We start from the raw sequence: 19,308 nt of genomic DNA on the forward strand, positions 1-19,308 counted from the left end.
TTTTAGTGATTTATCGTCCACCTAAACCAATTCACTACTCTATTCTTTTCGAATGTGAAACCCAATCCTGCATCTTGATAATTAAGAATCATGTAAGGCTTGTCATTCCAAAGAAAAGTAGGAGCTCCATAATGCTCAAGGTCTTTTACTTTATCGATGGAATCATATATAGATATACCTTTTGACGTACTCTCTTGATAGGAATCAAAGGCTTGAATCATTAATACTTCGGTGGTTTTATTTCTAAAAATATATTTACCTACTTTACCATCATCTTTATAATATAAAACCGCCCAATTTCCTAGATCAATTTCGTTGTAGGTCTTATCCAACTGTAACTCTTCAGGCAGGGTGTTATCAATTTTTTCTTCTGAAGCATCAAACACTACTTTCTTATTAGAAATCTCAGGAGTTTCTTCAAAGAAAGAGTTTACCCAATCGACAAAGTTATCGTAGTAGGATGCTTCTTTATTCATTTCAGCCATCAAAACCTTTTTATTATAGTTATTGATGTCACTATCCGAATGAAGGTGCTTAAATATGCTTTCGGCAGATTTATAGTTTTCATTTAATGCTTTACTGATACCCTGAATTAAATAAGCATTTTCTGATATACTCTTATTGATTTCTTGAAGGTGTTGTTGTAAATCTATGATTGTACCACTCGCAGCATCTTGGTTTCCTCTTATTGAATAAGCACAGGCTAGATTGATATATGCTGTTTCATAATGTGGATCGAGATCAATAGCAGTTTTGAAATCTTCTATTGCTTCATCGATTGTATCAAATTGCATATCTCGATGAATAAGGTTTGTTTTGACTTTCTTTTTTACTCTAACATCAAACTCGAAAGGGTAAATATAAGGGTATAAAGATTGATCAGTAATTTTATCGAGATAGATGTTTAATTTACATACTCCAAGGTTGTTATGTATCAGTTTACTTGGGAAGTGATTCAGAATATAGTTTAGACAGTTATGGGCTGCTTCATATTGTTTAAAGGAATAAAGGTTTTGCCCAAACTGATAGATATTGACCAAACCTTCTACTTCTGTAATGGCCTTCAGAACAATTTTTTTTCTTTCCTCTAAAGGAGGGTATCCTTTAAGGTGTTCGCTTAAATGATAGTTTTCGTAGATCTTGGTTAATATTTTAGGGAAAAGTAAATGGGTTTTATATCCAGCGATTGCTCCATAAAATAGACCAAAACGATCGGCTTTATCTTCTAATTCTTCGTTGGAGTGTAAATCAGAATCGTCTGAAAACCCAAAGTTACTTGCATGGTTTTCAAAAAAATGACCTAATTCATGTCCAACAATACAAGCGAGTGCACTTAATGAATCTTCTTCAAACTCTACACATAAGTCATAAACCTTTTCATCTATGTAAATAAAATGATTGCTACTGCCTGGGAAATACTTAGCAATATATTGAGGTTCTTCAGAAATTTTTAAAATGGGTAAGCTTCTATTATCACCTTTTCCTCTAGCGATATTTTCTAATACTTGTAAGGTCGTTTGATGCTTATAATGTTGTTTATCAAGGAATTGTCCTTTAGTGATAGAAGCAGTCAAAATAAAGAAAAGGAATAGAATATAATAGGTTCGTAAAATCATTTATGATTTGTCTTCTTAGTTAAAATCGAGTTGAAAAATAGATATATTATATAATTATATCAAACAAACTCAATATTAATATTAGGTAAACAGTATCAATTTTATATTAAAAAAATGTATTTCAGAATTCTATTTGTAATGTTAAATAACAGTAAATCAGTTGTTTGTGTTTTGTGCTTATGAGAAAAATATAAAACCTGCCAAATTGCATTTTTATTTTATTCAACTGCCACTACTTTTGTATTACAAACATTCTCATTCATTACTTGTGCGACAATTATTAAAACTATGAAAACTAATTTACTACGAGCATTTATTGTTCTCTCACTAATTTTTAATTTTATCTCTTTTTCATCTTATGCTAAAAAAGGGATTTCCTACAATTTTATAGCTTCTAAAGATGCGAAATCTGTTGTCTTATCTATTGAAAACATAGAAGGAGCAGAGGTGTATATTCATATTGAAGACATGGATAAACAAGTCATTCTAGAACGTAAAATAAAAGATGAGGATAAGTACAGTACAGTACTTGATTTCAATTGGTTAAAAGTAGGAAAGTATATTTTTACCATGTCATTTGAAGACAATAAAGTCGACAGAGAGTTTTTTATTACGCCAGATAAAAATGCCATTTTCATGAATTACTCAATGACGTCATTAAATACAGGTTTAAAAATTTCAGTAAATTTTGATAAGTTATTGTTAATAATTGGAAATAACCTCAACGGAAAAGTAAAACTCACGTTATACAATAACAGAGATAAGATAATGTACGAGAAAAGATTTATTGCTGGAGCGATGAAGCTAAAACGTTTAGATCTTTCAAATTTCCCAGAAGGAACGTACACTGCAACTCTAATTTATGGAGATAAAAAATACTCAGATTCATTTACGATTCTGTAGTTAAAAATATAAAAGTAATAATTCATTTCATTTCATACTAAGTTGGAAAGGTAGTTTAGGCATCTAAGTTACCTTTTTTTGTGTCCAATTTTTAGTATTGAATGAAGATAAAAAAAGCCTTTGATAGTTTTCTATCAAAGGCTTTTGTTTTGCTAAAGCTGAAAATTATTTCAACTTGATTTTTCTCATACGGATGTTTTCTGGAGTTACCTCTACTAACTCATCCTCTCTGATATATTCCATACACTCTTCTAAAGAGAATAAACGCTTAGGAGCAATCTTACTGTTATCGTCTGATCCAGCAGCACGCATGTTGGTTAATTTCTTACCTTTAATTACGTTTACTCTTAGATCCATCGGTCTGTTGAACTCACCAATTACCTGACCTTCGTAAATGTCTTCAGTAGGATCTACGAAGAAAATACCACGATCTTGTAATTTATCTAATGAGTAAGCAGTAGGAGTACCAGTTTGGTCAGAAATAATTGCACCATTTGATTTCGTAGTCATTTCTCCTTTAAAAGGAGCATACTCTTTAAAACGGTGTGTCATAATTGCCTCTCCTGCAGTTGCAGTAAGGATATTATTTCTAAGACCGATAATACCTCTTGATGGAATTTGGAACTCAAGGTGTTGCATGTCGCCTTTTGGCTCCATAATCAATAATTCACCTTTTCTTTGAGTAGCCAACTCGATAGCTTTACCAGAAACCTCTTCAGGGACATCAATGACTAATGTTTCGATTGGTTCGTTTTTAACGCCATCAATTTCTTTGTATAAAACCTGAGGTTGACCTACTTGTAGTTCGTAACCTTCACGACGCATTGTTTCAATCAATACAGCCAAGTGAAGAATACCACGACCGTAAACGATAAATCTATCTTCAGAATCTGTTGCTTCTACTCTTAAAGCAAGGTTCTTTTCAGTTTCTTTGTATAAACGATCACGTAAGTGACGAGATGTTACAAACTTACCTTCTTTACCGAAGAATGGAGAGTTGTTAATCATAAACAACATACTCATTGTTGGTTCTTCGATCGCCATACGTGGAAGTGGATCTGGGTTTTCAACAGTTGTCACTGTGTCACCGATTTCGAAATCGTCGATACCAACAATTGCACAAAGATCACCTGCATGTACTTCTGCAACTTTCTCTCTACCCAAACCTTTGAAAGTTTGAAGTTCTTTAATGTGTACTTTTTTAGTAGATCCATCCGCTTTAGCTAAACCTACAAAAGTTCTTTCTTTTAAAGTACCTCTTGTTAAACGACCGATAGCGATACGTCCAACGAAGCTTGAGAAGTCAAGTGAAGTAATTTGTAATTGAGGGTCACCTTCTGGAGATGGTGCCTCTGGTACTAAATCTACGATACCATCTAAAAGAGGAACGATAGAGTCTGTTGGGTTTTCCCAATCTGTACCCATCCATCCTTGTTTAGAAGAACCATAGAAAGTAGGGAATTCTAATTGTTCTTCAGTAGCATCAAGATTGAAGAATAAATCAAATACTTGATCATGTACCTCGTCTGGTCTACAGTTAGGCTTATCTACCTTGTTGATTACAACAATTGGTTTAAGACCTAAAGAAAGTGCCTTGCTAAGTACAAATCTTGTTTGAGGCATTGGACCTTCAAATGCATCAACTAAAAGTAATACACTATCCGCCATTTTTAATACACGTTCTACCTCACCACCGAAATCGGCGTGACCAGGAGTATCAATAATATTGACTTTTACTCCTTTGTATTCAATAGCAACGTTCTTAGAAAGGATAGTGATACCTCTCTCACGTTCCAGGTCGTTGTTATCAAGAATTAATTCTCCAGTTTCTTGATTCTCGCGGAACAATTGTGCCGCGTGCAACATTTTATCTACCAATGTTGTTTTGCCATGATCGACGTGAGCGATGATAGCAATATTTCTGATACTACTCATGATTTTTATTAAGTGAACGGACAAAGATAGTATAAGAATTTTAGTTTAATAACTTTCATCATGAGATATTAATAACTATTGTCTATAAACTATAATTAATTGTTTTTCATACGTTTAAATTTTACAAACAATTAACAAGAAAAAATTTGCGAAATCGGTTGCGGAGATTGATATTTGTAATAACGATTAATAAATCAGTTGGTTAACTAAAGCAACACCCCCTAGAATTAAATAATTAATAACCTACTATAAATAACGAGTAATTATGTCAAACGAAGTAAAATTCTCAAAATTCTTGATAGGATTGTGTTTGAATACTGGCAATTCCTTTCAAACTATCGCAAAAAACCTTGGAATTAGTGCGAATACAACAGAACTTAATAATTTAGCAAGTCAATTAGAATCAAGAGGTTTAATATCAAAAGTTAAATATTCTTCTAAAGAAACATTTGCAAAGTTAACAGCAAAAGGCTCTAAACAGGCTTCAATTTTAATGAATTCTGCCGTTTAGATTCAACAAAAAGACTAGGTCTTAGTACCTAGTCGTCCTACAAGCTTTTATCGAATACAATTTAGTAAACTTACATAAGTCAATAACCTAACTAATACTACCATGTCCACAGAAAAGAAAATTTCGAAATTTCTAGTAGGCCTCTGTTTGAATACAGGAGGCTCGTTTCAAGATGTAGCTAAAAATTTAGGCATTTGTGCAACAACAGATGAAATTGAAGCACTCGTAAACAGAATGCATCACAAAGGTTTAATTAAAGATGTGAAATCAGAAGGTTATAAAACCAAAGCATCTTTAACAAACAAAGGTATCGAACAAGCTCAATCTTTAATGGAGTGGGCTGTTTAACAAAGTGAAAAGAACAACAACAGAAAAGCTGCTTTATTAAGTTATAAAGCAGCTTTTTCTTTTATTGAATCTGAATGAATGATCATCAAATTCTAGTTTAAGTCTTATCTCCTGATTCTTATTTTAGATAATCACTATTTCCTTTATCGAAAAGTATCACACCACCGAAAGATGGAACCATGCTGCCCATTATAGCTTTTTCGGTAAGTAATTGTCCATCAAAGCTGACAATTTGTTCTAAAGTATTTGTTTGAATGATAAAGGAATCTTCTTTTTCTAAATAAATCACTTTACTAAAGTTGATGTTATTTAAAGGAGCTCCATCAATACCTATCATTCTCCATGTTCCTTCTATCTTTTTCTCAAAACCCATATCTTGAGAAACATCTCCAGTCATAGAAACGACTCTTCTTTTATTTCCATACTCTGAGATATATAACTCCATATCTCGTTTTGTGAACATTTTCTTTACCGTAGTTTTGTTGATTTTCCTTGTTAGCTCCCATTTTTCTCCAGTTTTGACAAAAGCAATACCGGCTTTATTAAATACTGTTACGTCATCAAACTTTTTGGAGTACAAAGCCAATCCATTAAAGAAGATATGCTTTTTATAACCAATACCTTTAACGATACCTTTACCATTTTTTGTTTTCTGAAGATGTTCCTCATCAATTAATTGACCTATTTCTTTCCCCTCCTTATTAATGAGGGTATGATGATTTACCTCTGTGATATCACCTTTGAAATCTTCTGCATGAGAATATTTTGTCGGAAGAACTAATTTTCCATTTAGATCAATATATCCCCATTTATTTTTGATGTTCACCGCAGCAAAACCAGAAGAAAAGCTTTTTGCTTTATTATACTGAGCATTGATCACCCATTTCCCTTTCTTATTAATATAGCCATACTTCCTATCTTTTGCTGTCTTACCATCTTTCTGGGCGAACGCTAATCCTTCTTTAAATGGACCAATTTTCTTGAATTCAAATTTTGATAAGGCTTTGCCGTTAGCATCAACAATCCCTCTCAATTTTGATTTTCCCTTCTTAGAAACAATAGCATAATCATCACCGATAATATGATAGGTAAATTCTGATAGTTCGTTTATACCCTTAGTCTTTTCTGAAGGAGGGAGAGTAGTTGATTCCCAATTTCCGTCTGCTTTTATTTTATATACCTGATTTTGTCGATCAATGTATTTTACTTTATTTGTTCCACTTAAAGGTGCTGAATTTTGATGAGTAAACTCTGATAAAGTATCACCTTCAGATGAAATAATTCCCCATAAATTATCTTTTTGGGCTATAAAATGAGTACTATCTAATGGAAATATTTTTTGATATACGAATGGACTTTTTCTGTTCCCTTCAAAATCAATTAATCCTTTTTTACGACCAAAACCTGCAATAGTTACCCCACTACTATCCTCCCAAATTTTTATAAAATCATCCGATAAATAATCATATTCTTCAGTTAGTAATTCATTTCCATTGTAGTCAATCGCATTATATACATTTCTAGGTTTTACAACAATACTACCACCTTTATGAATTGACCAAGCGTTAACGAAGTTCTCGGCTTTAATGTATTCAGTAGGTAAAACGACTTCACCATGATAATTAACAAAACCAATTTTTTGATCTTTCCTTAACATGGCAATTCCTTCTTTTTTCTCCCATATTTTATCAAAACCTAGTATTTCCTGATAAACAGGAGGGAGGATGATATTCCCTTTTTCATCTGCATAGCCTTCAAACTGATAACCAATGAGTGTTTTTCTATCGATAGGATCATATTTTGGTTTACGCTGCAAACGAGCAATGGAGTTATGGTATGGATGCATTTCATCTACCGGTATTTTAGGCTGGAATGCCCATTTACCTGTTTTTAAAAAGCGTCCCCATTTACCATCCTGTTTGATGTTAGCACCTTTATCGTCTAAATAAATTTTTTCGTATTTACATTGAAGAATAAAGCGGCCATTTTTATCAATAATTCCCCATTTTCCTAAACTACCATTTCCTTTTTTAATTGTGTACCAATTATCATACAGCTTAGAAAAACCATTGTACTCTATCGGGATTACTATTTTTCCTTCTGTATCTATAATACCATACGACTGATTTTTTCTTACGATTGCTTGTCCATCTTTAAAATCAGAAATAACACTATAGATAGGAGGAACAATAACTTCAGCATGTTCGTTAATTACTCCATATTTCCCACTTTTTGTTTGGAACCATGCTCTTTGATTATAGAAGTTACCCATGTTTTTAATTCCATAATCATTGCCATTGTCATTGATTTGTCGTTTTACAGTTCCTTCTATATTCACAAGACCATCCCATAAGGTATCAATCGTTATACGGGCCCAATCCGAATAATTGTAATCGTCAAGAACTATATTCTTAAATGTATTTTTATATAATGGTCTTCCTTTCTTCTGATCAATTAGATAAAAAGCATTCTTCCCTTCACTTTCTTCTCTTCTAGCAATTGTTAATCCTGATTTTTGGTCTTCTAGAACATAAAAAAACGAAGCAGCATTTAAAATGACTTTTCCAGTTGGAGCGACTAAATATTTATCGCCAAGAATATCCACCCAAACAGGAGTACTCAGATTAGAAGCTTTCACTTTTTGAGCTTCCGATTTTAAATACAGTTGTTTTTGATAATTCAGTAATTCACTTTCCTTATTGAATGATTTTTCTTCTTGAACACTACCATGTTTATCAAGAACATAGACTGCTTTTAAAGGGCCTCCTTTTATGCTACCTACTAAATGATTTTCATCTAAAAAGTCTAGACTTTTATATTTTGGAGCAACTTGTTCCTCACCTTTACTATTTAAAAATCCAAATTGGTGATTATCGTGAGTGATGAAGACATGTTGTTGTTTTTCTATATTTTGATATTTAGGAGGAAAAATTTCTTTTCCATCAACAGATAAAATGCCTTCTTTATTTTGATGATGTATCCTTAGAAATGGAAACAAAGGCGAAATACTTTGATAAGGTTTAACTGATAAGGTTTGATGGTCTTTATTGACTAAAAAGGCACCTTTTTCATTCCAAACAACAAAAAGGTCATCTTCTAAATACTCTATTCTTTGATATACAATAGGAAAAATTTCTTTACCATTTTCTGATAATAGTCCCAAAAGATTGTTTTTACCAACCCTAAAATAAGTGAAGTTATGTAGAGGAGTGGCACATTGATAGTTTGCTTCTACTACGATGTTGTTATTTTGGTCTATGATACCCCACTTTCCATCTTTTACAAATGGTAAGTGCTGCTGTCCTATGCTGATTAACGGTAAAAAAAGAAGAAAAAATGATATTCTATAAGACATGATTATTGATTTAATGACCTTATCAAAAGGTAGAAAATCATGCCAAAAAAACATGAGTCATCCCTTAAATATTGGATTATACCTATATGAAATTTCAGCGTAGGATTTCCATTTACTTATAATGGATGCAAAAGCTTTTCGAAGTCGATAAAAGGGAGATTTATTCCTTTTCCTTCCAAACAAAGGGGCATATATGTTGATTAAACGTTCAACATAATGCCTCTTTTTTTGTATTATTTCCATTAAAAACTCATAAACTAAAAGAGCTATATTTATTAGTTTTAGTCTTACTTCCCACGATTGTACTCTAATAGATTGCAACCCTAATTCTGCTTTACAACATCTAAACATTTCTTCAACTTCCCATCTTTTCATATATGAAAAGAGCATTTCCCACGCTTGATTCTTTGTTTCAATAACTAAATTTGTGAGTAAATAAATTGGAGATCCTGCACGTTTGTATTCTCTAATCACTATTAGTGTATATTCCTGATTTTTCATATCGGGGTGTTTGACTTTTTTCCAAGTAATAAGTTTTCGTGCATACTTTTTACGCTCTTTATCAAAAGTCACCTTAAAGCTTTTGTTCTTCATTCCTCTTGAAATATGATGCGTTAATCGTTTACCTTTTTCATCTATTAAATATTTGTTAGACATCCATCGAACTAAGAAACTTTGCTCAAATCGTTCTGCAAATTCCAAGACCGTAACATTAGCATAACCTCTGTCAAAAACATGTAAAACTGCATTGTGAAAGCGATTATGTAACTTCTTAAAACCTCTCCAAATAAAATTAGACCACCACTCTTTAAATAAACCTGATCGCGAATAAACATTGAATTCGAATAGAGATGCTCGTTTAGATAGTGCAGTTAAAACAACTCCTTCAACTTTAAAACCAGGTACATGAATAAAACCTTTAACGGGAGGATTATAATAACCTGGTTTAATTTTCACTAACCTTTTGGCTCGACTACTATCGACTGCCGAAAGACCTTCCAGACGTATTGACTCGTGCTTCTCCAATACTGATCCGTCCCAAATTAAAATAGGTCGAACTTTTTCTGCGAGCATAGATGAAATTCTATCGTAGCTTTTGTTCCTAAAAAACTCAGAAATTATACTTGAACACCAGTTATGACTTCTTATTAATTTACCAATTCTTTTTACTCCAGCGTTGCCATGGATATTACCGGAAAGCAAAGTGCCTAATTCTGTCAAGAGTAATGATTTTGTATTATTTCTATTCTCTAATATTGAATGAAATAATTCATTAAAGGTTTTTACTAATCGTAAATCAAGAGTCTTATGTAACTCTTTGAGTAAAGGAGAAAGATAGTTTTGACTTTGGGATAGTAAATAATTGATTGGGTTATTTTTCTTAGTAAATACTTTATTTAGTAAATTAAGGGTAGAATGAGTCATAGTTTTAAATAGTTAAGGTTATTTGGTACTTACAATAACTATTTTTTGGCTCAAAAATAAAAATGAGTCATCCCTGTATTATTATAGTCATATAAATTAGGGATGACTCATGTTTCTATGATGGAAAAGTATTGCCTAAGCAATCACTTTAAAGTTCTTTTTAACAGCATCGACTTTCTCAAAAAGCTCTTCTTTTGTTGGGGCTACAATAGTAATGTGTCCCATTTTTCTTTCTGGTTTAGTCATGTGCTTTTCGTAAAGGTGAATATACACTCCTGAAAGTTGAAGTACTTCATTAAGACCTTCGTACTTTGCTACGCCTGTATATCCTTTTTCACCTAAAACATTTACCATTGCAGAAGCTGATCTTCTGGATGTATCTCCTAAAGGTAAATTTAAAATAGCACGAATATGCTGGTCAAATTGAGAAGTTAGGTTTCCTTCAATAGTTTGATGACCACTGTTGTGAGTTCTAGGAGCTATTTCGTTAACAATAACATTCCCTTCTTTATCCACAAAAAATTCAATAGCCAATAAACCAATAAAGTTCATTTTTGTAACTAAAGTTGTTGCGATCTCTTTGGCTTTTTGTTCTACTTCATCAGAAATAGTAGCAGGAGATAACAAATAATCAACTAAGTTACTTTCGTGATACACTACCTCTACAGCTGGAAAAGTACTGATTTCCCCATTTTCATTTCTTGCAGCGATAATGGCAATTTCTTTATCGATATCAACCATTTTTTCTAGAAGTGATGGAGCCTCAAATCCTTTAGAAAAGTCCTCTTCGGTTTTCATCACTTGAACGCCACGACCATCGTAACCACCTTTACCCACTTTCATGACTGCCGGAAGCATATCCTTATGGTTGTTTAATTCATCAATAGAATCGATTAGCACAAAAGGTGAGGTTGGAATATCGTTATCGATATAAAATTGCTTTTGTACCCTTTTGTCCTGAATCATTTTAATATGATCTGGCTTAGGGTAAACAGTTAAACCTTGTTTTTCTAGGTCAAATAAAGCATCTGTATTTACATTTTCGATTTCGATGGTTAACACATCAATATCTTTTGCAAATTCCATTACCGTGTCGTAGTCGTTTAAAGAACCTACAACAAATTCATGAGCAGTAGCTTTGCAGGGTGCATTTGGATCAGGATCCAAAGTTTTCACTTGAATGTTCAGGTTCATTGCCGATTGGATCATCATACGTCCCAATTGACCACCACCTAAAACGCCCACCTTTTTCATAGAGTTTGTATAAATTAATTGAGCCACCCAGACAATCTAGATGGCTCTATTTAAAATCAAATGATTAAAGATCAAAACCAATGTCTGATCGGAAATATTTTTTATCGAACTGAACGGTTTCTGCAGCTTTGAACGACTTAGTAAGAGCAGATTTCATATCAGGACCTTTACCTGTTAATGCAATTACTCTTCCTCCATTCGTAACAACTTCGCCTAATTCACTAAATGTTGTTCCAGCATGAAAAGCTGTAACATCTTCTAATTTATCTAGATCAGTAATTTCTTTGCCATTTTGGTAAGCTTCAGGATATCCACCAGAAACACACATAACCGTTGTCGCAAAACCGTCTTCAAATTCAATTGAAGCTTCATCTAATCTACCTTGACCAGCAAGATCAAGAATTTCAAGAAGGTCAGATTTTACTCTTGGGATAACTACTTCCGTTTCCGGATCACCCATTCTAGCATTATATTCAATGACGAATGGCTTGCCATCCACTTTAATTAGACCAAAGAAAATGAAACCAACATAGTCGATACCATCTTTAGCTAAACCATCAATAGTAGGCTTAACAATAGTTTCATCGATTTCTTTCATGAAAGCGTCATCAGCAAATGGAACGGGAGAGATGGCACCCATGCCACCAGTATTCAAGCCAGTATCACCTTCTCCAATTCTTTTGTAATCTTTAGCTTCTGGTAAAGTGATGTAGTTTTTACCATCAGTAATTACAAAAACAGAAAGTTCGATACCGTCTAAGAATTGCTCTACAAGCACAGATTTACTTGCTTCGCCAAATTGGCCGCTAAGCATTTCTTTAAGGCTTTTCTTAGCTTCTTCTAGAGAATCGATAATAAGTACACCTTTACCTGCAGCCAAACCATCGGCTTTAAGAACGAAAGGAGGTTTTTGCATTTCTAAGAATACGTAACCGCTTTCAATAGTCTCTAAAGTAAAAGTCTTTGATGCTCCTGCAGGAATATTATGGCGTACCATAAATTTCTTAGAGTAATCTTTGCTACCTTCTAATAATGCACCTGCCTTTTTAGGACCAATAACCTTTACATGCTTAAGTGCATCATCGTTTGCAAAATAATCTGCCACACCTTCAACTAATGGTGCTTCAGGACCTACGATAAGCATATCGATGCCCTCGTTTAGTACAAACTGAGCCAATTTTGGGAAATCGGTCACAGAAATATTAATATTTTGAGCAATATCTGCCGTACCAGCGTTTCCTGGTGCTGCATAAAGTTTTGTAAGCTTATCACTTTGGGCGATTTTCCACGCTAATGTGTGCTCTCTGCCCCCGGAGCCAAGAATGAGTACTTTCATCTCTTGATTATTGTTGAAGTTATGTCGGAATAATTTATGCAAATATGCAAAAAATATCCTTAAAGAGGGTAGAGGATTCTTTATAATTATTGACTTATCTATTAAGAATTAATAAGTTGTAGTAACCAAATCTTAACTATTTAAAATGAAAGCTATTATTACTCGCACAAATTATCATCCTTTACAAACTACAGGTCATTTTCAGTTACTGGATAATGACGGGGTAGAAATATTTTGCTGTGATACTTTAGAACTGCCTTGGAAAGAGAATAAGAACCGTATATCATGTATACCGTTAGGTCATTATAAGGCAACATTTAGAACAATAGGTGCATATGCTAATCGTTCTTTTCATATTCAAGAACTAGATGGAGGCGAGGTAAAAGGTAGATCACATATTTTAATTCATTCAGGCAACTTTTTTACTGATACTAAAGGATGTGTTCTCTTAGGGAGGGGGTATGCAGACATTTCACTTAAAAAAAGAAATATTCAACAGGACAATGTATTGGATCTGCTTAATTCTGGAAACACCATTAGTGAGTTAATAGGTTTAACATGTGATTTTACCTTAGAAATTGTCAGCTCTCAGAAAGAAAAAATAAGTGATGAAACCGCTGAATTAAGTATTAAAGATAAAGATTTTGTTAGAGTTAATGTGAAGTCCACCCTGAATTTAAGGTCTGAGCCATCTACTCAAAGTAGTATTATAAAAAGGTTACAAAACGATACCTTATTAGAGGTAATAGGAATAAAAGGAGAATGGGCTGAGGTGAAAAGTGTGGGTGTAGAAGGTTGGGTTTCTATACGCTATATCGATCAATTTGATGATAAAGGACAAGTAAATGTTGAGAATGGGTATCTTAATATCAGAGCTGAAGGAGATATTAATGCTTCAAAAGTAATTGAAGATGGGTTACTTATGGGTGAAGAAGTGAGGGTGATATCTAAAAATAAGGATTGGTTGAAAGTTGTTGCAAGGGAGTTTTCTGGTTTTGTACATAACGAGTATCTGAAAAAAGAAATTTAGTATTTCAATAGGTAAACATTGTATTTTTAGATGAATTGTAAATAAGTATAAATAAAGATTTGTTTAAGTGTAAAAAAAATACTTATTTGATTTCAGAACATTATAACAATGTAAAAAAGATATAAACATGTACTACTCTGTACATTAAAAATATTCGATTAGTTGGAAGTTTGTTTGTTAGTTTAGTTTTAGTGAAAAGAACTTGTGAAATTCATAGGTTCTTTTTTTTATAAAAAATATATTTAACTATTTGATTATCAGTTGTAAATTTATATATTGTAATACCTTAACTCAATAAAAGACAATTATCTTAAATAATAACACCATGCTTTCAATGAACTCTACACAATTAAATAAATCAAACCGTGTCAAAATTAAATACTTTAGATCTTTTAAGAATAAGACTTCTGTTCAAGAAAAAAAGGATCTTTCGCCAACACGTCTTAGAACATTGATATATGAACTTTATGTACAATTAAGATCCAGTAATCCAAATGTCACACTAATCGATTGTATAGACATTTTATCTAATCGTTATGCTTTGTCTTCTGAAGCTTTATTAGTTAGAATAAGTAGATAGTATAATTAGTAGTGACTATAGGATTATTTTGATACCTTAAAATTCCTTTTAGGCTGAGATAATTTGTTTCTTCTCCTAAAAGGAACTTTTTTTTCGAAACAAAATTAGTTCAATCATGTTTATATAATTAGCTTATTTTCAGTTTTTGATATAAGTATATAAAGTTTATTATATAACTATTTCTAGATACATCCCTATTTACGAGCTATATAGTTGTACATTAGAGATAATTAGATGTATTTGTGAATAAGTTCAAAAATTGAAATATAGAAGGAACTTAATTATTCGCCACTCTTAAATCATATGCTGCCATGGTTACGTATTTTCAAATTACATTAGAAGGAGAATTGAAATATTCTGATATCGTTACTCCAATATTTTTAGTAGTTTCAAATCGAAACAGCCAACTAAAATTTGATTTGGATACGAATGGCGAGATTCTTTCAAAAAGCGAATATGAAACGCTACTAGACTCAGGTAAAAATCAATACGCTGATTCTAGAATCTACGAAACTTTCCTACAATTAAGGGATCAAGGTGTAGATGCAATGTTACAAGATTATATTGATGAATTAATTGGTGAATTCGAATCTGAATTTATCATTAACAAATTAATCGATTTAGGCATTTTTGAAGAAGAACAATCTTTAAGAAATGCATCATAAAATTGTCACCCAATTTACTATCATTATAAAATACTCATAATAAAAAATTAGTTGAAAGTTTGTTTGTTAGTTTAGTATAAAAGAGCCCATATTTTTATGGGCTCTTTTATTATTTATATTTTCTATCTTCTTTAGATTTAATCTAAATTTATTGTATTCAAACGGCTATGTATATACTAATATTGTAAATAAGGTTATTTCTAGTTGTATTTATAGTAGAAAATCAATATGTGAATATTTGAAGATAATGTTGCACTTTATTTGATTCGAGTGAAATTTATTAATCGAAAATTTGTGTAAACTTGTGTTAATGCATTCATTTGTAAATGTAATATTTACAAGTATTTAATAACCTATCCTACAAAGCCTACCTATGAAAATAAAATTTAACTTCGAATTCATACAAAATGATAACACTAAACAAGGAGTTCTTATAATAAATAAAACGATTGGAAAACAACCTATTTATGATATCAGATCTAATTCTGAAGTGAATATCACTTTGCTAAATGAGGTAGTGAAGTTATATACTGAATCAAGAGTTTATGAGATTTTTACAAGTGCTAGAAGGAACAATGATATACTTACTTGTGAAGAATATAAAAAAATATTAATCCATGAGGTACCTGAAAATATAATTTCAAGCGTACTTCAAGAAATGAAGTATTGCATTCATCAAGATGAATATCAGCAAGCTTCATAAGATATTATTTAGTTGAAAGTTTGTTTGTTAGTTTAGTTTAAGAAGGAAAGAGTGTTCGATTTTCGAGTACTCTTTTTGTTTTTTTTGTACCTAAGATTGTATCTTTTGATAATATTTTAAATTTCTGTTCATTATATTTGAAGCCTTGAAAATTTTGCACAGAAGTTGCAAGAGATAATGACAGACTATTCTAAAATTATTCAATCTCATAAAGTATAGATGTTCGATAGCTTAAAAAATATTAAGTTCTTATTCCTTTTTGTCCTCTTGATGTGTGCGCAGCAATCCTATGCACAATATTCGAAATGGAAAGTAGGTTTTAGTGCGAACTCTCAACTGATGTACTTTAATTCTAAGATTGATCAGTCACAAGCCTCTACTAGTCCTATACAAGAATACAATCTTCCAAATCCAGGATGGGGGTATGGTTTTACTCTAAGTACCGATTTTCAGGTTATCGATGGTTTAATGGTGGGAGGTAGCTTTGGGTTTTCAAAATTCGATAGTGATTTAGATAAGTATCAACAAGTTTCCAATGCGCGATCAGAGATGAGGACTTACTCTCTCTATGGAGATTTATATATTTTAAAATTCATTCCTAATTACTTTTTACCTCATATCAAAGAAAATTTCTTTGTGAGGTTATCTCCTTTAATGCACAAAGGATTAACAGAGTATCAATACATGGAATTGTCCAATGGAGGTTCTGGAGGTAATGTCACAGGTATAAAAAACAATGGGGAATTCACCTCTTTTGGTTTGTTGTTTGGTGTTGGCTACACTCAATATGTTTCAGATAAGTTTAGTGTATCAACAATGTTAAATATGGACTATTCATTTGGTTCTTATAAAGAAGTTATTAATAACTATTCTACTTCAGAAGTGAGTGAATTAAAGTCCAACATGTTTTTGGCAAGACTTAATGCTGAGGTGAAAATTGCTTACGATATAAAACAAAAACTTCCTTTATGTCCAATAGAATCTTGTGGTGTCCAACAAGAACATACCCATGCAGTTTTAGGTGGAGCTAGAGTTAGAGGAAATAAATACAAACACAGACAGAATCAAAAGTATGGCGATAAGCATAGAGGACAAGTAGATAAAACGAAAAGAAAGAAAACAAAAACAGAAAGACAGCAGGAACGTATTCAGCGTAAAGAAAAGAGAAATAGAAAGAGAATTCGTATCATTGGTGCTGGACATTAATAAAATTTTAGAAAAGTAAATCTTAACATATACGCCAAAAACATTATTTTTGTCAAAAAAATAGATTATTCCTAAATAACTTCATTCAAATTTGAAAGATGATGATTATATTTCGGAAAATTTGGTATATCTAAACACAACATGACTATACATAAAGAAGGACATTCCTTACTGATCACTTTGTTGATCGTTTTTTTTGTCTTAAATGCAGCATTATTTTATTTCATTCCTGAAGCAAAAGTAATTCAGGGGATATCTATCACCGTAAGTGTTATTTTCTTCTTATTAATTCTTCAATTCTTTAGAAACCCTAGAAGAACAATTCCCCAAGGAGAAAATTTAGTAATAGCTCCAGCAGACGGAAAAGTAGTTGTGATTGAGCAAACGCAGGAAGATGAGTATTTCAAAGATGAAAGAATTCAAATTTCAATATTCATGTCTCCTGTAAATGTACATTTAAGTAGGAATCCAATTTCAGGTGTAATTAAGTTTTTTAAATATCATCCTGGTAAATTCTTAGTAGCTTGGCATCCAAAATCAAGTACTGATAACGAAAGAACGACTTTAGTGTCAGAAAATTCAAATGGTGTTCAAGTATTGTATAGACAAATCGCAGGTGCTTTAGCAAGACGTATCAGATGGTATGTGAATGAAGGAGATGAAGTGAAACAAGGAGAGGAATTTGGATTTATCAAATTTGGCTCTCGAATCGATGTTTATTTACCATTAAATGCTAAAATAAACGTTGAATTAGATCAGAAAACACGAGGTGGAGAAACTGTTATCGCCACATTATAATCAAGGTATTATTAAAAAAAGCCATCATATTTAAATATGATGGCTTTTTTTATAGTTCAAGAACTAAACCGTCTTCTGATAAAAATACATTTTCTGGTAGGTCCTTTTGAACATCAGCATGCAGTCCCATTTTATGTCCGATATGGGTAATGTATGCTTTTTTAGGCTTTAACTCTTTAATAACTTCCTTGGCTTCATCTAATGTGAAATGAGATATATGCTTTTCCTTTTGAAGGGCATTAATAACAAGAATATCTAAACCTTTTAATTGATCCATTTGATCAGCTTCTATTCTGTTGGCATCTGTGATGTAAGCAAAGTTTTTGATTCTATACCCAAGAACCGGTAGCTTGTAATGATACACTTCGATAGGTAAAATGTCTGTTTTACCTACTTTAAATGTTTTGTTTTTTTCTAAAGTGTTTAAATTAACAGAAGGTACTCCCGGATATTTTTCTTTGGCGAAGATATAACTGAATTCTTGTTTTAATTGATCAAAAACAGGTGCAGTAGCAAATAATTCGATAGGTTTCATGCCATTTAAAAAATAAAACCCTCGAATATCATCCATTCCTGCAGTATGATCTTTGTGCTGATGAGTAAACAATAAACCATCTAGTTGAGTAATTCGCTCTCGAAGCACTTGTTGCCTGAAATCTGTACCAGAATCGATAATAATACTCTCGTTATTATCAGTTTGTATATGTATACTACTCCTTAGTCGTTTGTTTCTGTAATCTAAAGATGTGCATACTTCACATTGACAACCAATAATAGGTATTCCTTGGGAAGTTCCAGTTCCTAAAAATGTTATTCTCATTCGCTTATATAGAAAAGTCGTTCTCCACTACTTGTTGATATAACTCAACATTTTTCTCGCTTAAATTTGAAAGATCAATATTGATTTCTTTTAAAATATCCATCATGGATTGAATCTTTCCTTCCTGACTATAATACTTGTTTATGATGGCTACTTTGGCATTCTTTATCAAACAGTAACCGGACTTGAAGCTACCTTTCTCATACCTTAAATGATAATCTGTTTCGGTAAATAAGTCTTCTAGTTTGTTCTGTAAATGTTTAGTAGGCTTTAATGTACTTTTAGATTTGGACATATAAAAAACTGAATAAATTACACTAGTTGGTAATTTATTCAGTTTCTTATTGATATCAAATAGAAGTTATCTTAATTATTGGTGACTTTGTTGACAACATTTACCAAGTTGTCAAAATTTAATGGCTTTGGTAGGTATTCATTAATGCCTACTTCCTTGAAGTCATCCATTGAATAATTTTTTGCATTACCTGTAATAGCTACAATAGGAATATTTTTCTTCTTGTCATCATCAAGGCCTCTAATTTTTTGAGCACACTCCATGCCGTCCATAACAGGCATATTGATGTCTAGAAGAATTGCATCGTAATCTCCTTTGGCTAATTTATCTAGGACTTGTTGTCCGTTTTTTACAGAAATTATTTCGTAATTTTGAAATTGTAGTACTTTGCGTGTAATGTTTTGGATTACAGAACTGTCTTCTGCAACTAATATTTTTTTTCCCATTTGCTTAAAATAGTTTCAGATTGATTACAGAATATGTTGAATTTTGTATTACTTCAACTTTTCGTAGTGGTTTTCTATTATA

General features: G+C 32.1%; 17 protein-coding genes. 8 read left to right on the plus strand and 9 right to left on the minus strand.

Annotated elements, in window-relative coordinates:
- Window positions 1–2 precede the first annotated feature (2 nt).
- Window positions 3–1,616 (minus strand): hypothetical protein, encoded by a 1,614-nt coding sequence (locus MY04_RS00065; RefSeq protein ID WP_066204502.1) that lies wholly within the window; start codon window positions 1,614–1,616, stop codon window positions 3–5.
- A 288-nt stretch (window positions 1,617–1,904) separates the two neighbouring features.
- Here MY04_RS00065 and MY04_RS00070 point away from each other — a divergent pair, with 288 nt between their 5' ends.
- Complete coding sequence (locus tag MY04_RS00070; RefSeq protein WP_066204506.1) at window positions 1,905–2,519, plus strand: DUF3244 domain-containing protein; 615 nt, start codon at window positions 1,905–1,907, stop codon at window positions 2,517–2,519.
- Window positions 2,520–2,684: 165 nt separating this feature from the next.
- On the opposite strand, the gene typA is transcribed toward MY04_RS00070, so the two are convergent.
- Window positions 2,685–4,454: a translational GTPase TypA gene (gene typA, locus MY04_RS00075; RefSeq protein WP_066204509.1), complete on the minus strand. Its 1,770-nt coding sequence runs from the start codon at window positions 4,452–4,454 to the stop codon at window positions 2,685–2,687.
- Between the two features lie 265 nt (window positions 4,455–4,719).
- Between typA and MY04_RS00080 the strand changes: the two genes are divergently transcribed.
- Together MY04_RS00080 and MY04_RS00085 are read left to right on the plus strand one after the other, a co-directional pair.
- Entirely contained in the window at window positions 4,720–4,965 is a 246-nt protein-coding gene (locus MY04_RS00080) for a hypothetical protein (RefSeq protein WP_066204512.1), read from the plus strand.
- A gap of 102 nt (window positions 4,966–5,067) precedes the next feature.
- On the plus strand, window positions 5,068–5,313 hold the full coding sequence (locus MY04_RS00085; protein WP_066204515.1) for a hypothetical protein: 246 nt from the start codon (window positions 5,068–5,070) through the stop codon (window positions 5,311–5,313).
- A 118-nt stretch (window positions 5,314–5,431) separates the two neighbouring features.
- Here MY04_RS00085 and MY04_RS00090 read toward each other — a convergent pair whose 3' ends face one another.
- The 4 genes from MY04_RS00090 to purD all read right to left on the minus strand — a co-directional run bounded on the left by MY04_RS00090 (window position 5,432) and on the right by purD (window position 12,683).
- Entirely contained in the window at window positions 5,432–8,668 is a 3,237-nt protein-coding gene (locus MY04_RS00090; protein WP_066204519.1) for a WG repeat-containing protein, read from the minus strand.
- Window positions 8,669–8,725: 57 nt separating this feature from the next.
- A complete protein-coding gene (locus MY04_RS00095) occupies window positions 8,726–10,093 on the minus strand; it encodes a transposase (RefSeq protein WP_084005704.1) in 1,368 nt (455 codons plus the stop codon).
- A 135-nt stretch (window positions 10,094–10,228) separates the two neighbouring features.
- Window positions 10,229–11,347: a 5-(carboxyamino)imidazole ribonucleotide synthase gene (locus MY04_RS00100; RefSeq protein ID WP_066204521.1), complete on the minus strand. Its 1,119-nt coding sequence runs from the start codon at window positions 11,345–11,347 to the stop codon at window positions 10,229–10,231.
- A gap of 64 nt (window positions 11,348–11,411) precedes the next feature.
- The gene (gene purD, locus MY04_RS00105) at window positions 11,412–12,683 is read right to left on the minus strand and encodes a phosphoribosylamine--glycine ligase (RefSeq protein ID WP_066204526.1); all 1,272 of its coding nucleotides are present in this window, start codon (window positions 12,681–12,683) and stop codon (window positions 11,412–11,414) included.
- Between the two features lie 145 nt (window positions 12,684–12,828).
- Here purD and MY04_RS00110 point away from each other — a divergent pair, with 145 nt between their 5' ends.
- From MY04_RS00110 to MY04_RS00130, 5 genes are all read left to right on the plus strand, one after another.
- Entirely contained in the window at window positions 12,829–13,713 is an 885-nt protein-coding gene (locus MY04_RS00110) for a DUF5675 family protein (RefSeq protein ID WP_066204529.1), read from the plus strand.
- Window positions 13,714–14,604: 891 nt separating this feature from the next.
- Window positions 14,605–14,958 (plus strand): hypothetical protein, encoded by a 354-nt coding sequence (locus MY04_RS00115; protein WP_066204537.1) that lies wholly within the window; start codon window positions 14,605–14,607, stop codon window positions 14,956–14,958.
- A gap of 373 nt (window positions 14,959–15,331) precedes the next feature.
- The gene (locus MY04_RS00120) at window positions 15,332–15,661 is read left to right on the plus strand and encodes a hypothetical protein (protein ID WP_066204541.1); all 330 of its coding nucleotides are present in this window, start codon (window positions 15,332–15,334) and stop codon (window positions 15,659–15,661) included.
- A 219-nt stretch (window positions 15,662–15,880) separates the two neighbouring features.
- Window positions 15,881–16,867, plus strand: a complete 987-nt coding sequence (locus MY04_RS00125) for an outer membrane beta-barrel protein (RefSeq protein ID WP_084005705.1) — start codon at window positions 15,881–15,883, stop codon at window positions 16,865–16,867.
- A gap of 141 nt (window positions 16,868–17,008) precedes the next feature.
- Window positions 17,009–17,665: a phosphatidylserine decarboxylase family protein gene (locus tag MY04_RS00130; protein ID WP_066204548.1), complete on the plus strand. Its 657-nt coding sequence runs from the start codon at window positions 17,009–17,011 to the stop codon at window positions 17,663–17,665.
- Window positions 17,666–17,714: 49 nt separating this feature from the next.
- On the opposite strand, the gene MY04_RS00135 is transcribed toward MY04_RS00130, so the two are convergent.
- From MY04_RS00135 to MY04_RS00145, 3 genes are all read right to left on the minus strand, one after another.
- The gene (locus MY04_RS00135; RefSeq protein WP_066204551.1) at window positions 17,715–18,485 is read right to left on the minus strand and encodes an MBL fold metallo-hydrolase; all 771 of its coding nucleotides are present in this window, start codon (window positions 18,483–18,485) and stop codon (window positions 17,715–17,717) included.
- Between the two features lie 4 nt (window positions 18,486–18,489).
- Complete coding sequence (locus tag MY04_RS00140) at window positions 18,490–18,780, minus strand: hypothetical protein (protein WP_066204554.1); 291 nt, start codon at window positions 18,778–18,780, stop codon at window positions 18,490–18,492.
- A gap of 71 nt (window positions 18,781–18,851) precedes the next feature.
- Entirely contained in the window at window positions 18,852–19,226 is a 375-nt protein-coding gene (locus MY04_RS00145; protein WP_066204556.1) for a response regulator, read from the minus strand.
- Between the last annotated feature and the right edge of the window lie 82 nt (window positions 19,227–19,308).

The sequence above is a fragment of the Flammeovirga sp. MY04 genome, assembly GCF_001682195.2.
GTDB classification, from domain to species: Bacteria; Bacteroidota; Bacteroidia; order Cytophagales; family Flammeovirgaceae; genus Flammeovirga; species Flammeovirga yaeyamensis.

Coding starts and splice junctions, on each gene's coding strand:
- MY04_RS00135 (WP_066204551.1), bottom strand. CDS start 18,485: ATGAGAATAACATTTTTAGGAACTGGAACTTCCCAAGGAATACCTATT.
- MY04_RS00100 (WP_066204521.1), bottom strand. CDS start 11,347: ATGAAAAAGGTGGGCGTTTTAGGTGGTGGTCAATTGGGACGTATGATG.
- MY04_RS00115 (WP_066204537.1), top strand. CDS start 14,605: ATGGTTACGTATTTTCAAATTACATTAGAAGGAGAATTGAAATATTCT.
- MY04_RS00080 (WP_066204512.1), top strand. CDS start 4,720: ATGTCAAACGAAGTAAAATTCTCAAAATTCTTGATAGGATTGTGTTTG.
- MY04_RS00145 (WP_066204556.1), bottom strand. CDS start 19,226: ATGGGAAAAAAAATATTAGTTGCAGAAGACAGTTCTGTAATCCAAAAC.
- MY04_RS00120 (WP_066204541.1), top strand. CDS start 15,332: ATGAAAATAAAATTTAACTTCGAATTCATACAAAATGATAACACTAAA.
- MY04_RS00130 (WP_066204548.1), top strand. CDS start 17,009: ATGACTATACATAAAGAAGGACATTCCTTACTGATCACTTTGTTGATC.
- typA (WP_066204509.1), bottom strand. CDS start 4,454: ATGAGTAGTATCAGAAATATTGCTATCATCGCTCACGTCGATCATGGC.
- MY04_RS00125 (WP_084005705.1), top strand. CDS start 15,881: ATGTTCGATAGCTTAAAAAATATTAAGTTCTTATTCCTTTTTGTCCTC.
- MY04_RS00065 (WP_066204502.1), bottom strand. CDS start 1,616: ATGATTTTACGAACCTATTATATTCTATTCCTTTTCTTTATTTTGACT.
- MY04_RS00085 (WP_066204515.1), top strand. CDS start 5,068: ATGTCCACAGAAAAGAAAATTTCGAAATTTCTAGTAGGCCTCTGTTTG.
- MY04_RS00090 (WP_066204519.1), bottom strand. CDS start 8,668: ATGTCTTATAGAATATCATTTTTTCTTCTTTTTTTACCGTTAATCAGC.
- MY04_RS00110 (WP_066204529.1), top strand. CDS start 12,829: ATGAAAGCTATTATTACTCGCACAAATTATCATCCTTTACAAACTACA.
- MY04_RS00140 (WP_066204554.1), bottom strand. CDS start 18,780: ATGTCCAAATCTAAAAGTACATTAAAGCCTACTAAACATTTACAGAAC.
- MY04_RS00070 (WP_066204506.1), top strand. CDS start 1,905: ATGAAAACTAATTTACTACGAGCATTTATTGTTCTCTCACTAATTTTT.
- purD (WP_066204526.1), bottom strand. CDS start 12,683: ATGAAAGTACTCATTCTTGGCTCCGGGGGCAGAGAGCACACATTAGCG.
- MY04_RS00095 (WP_084005704.1), bottom strand. CDS start 10,093: ATGACTCATTCTACCCTTAATTTACTAAATAAAGTATTTACTAAGAAA.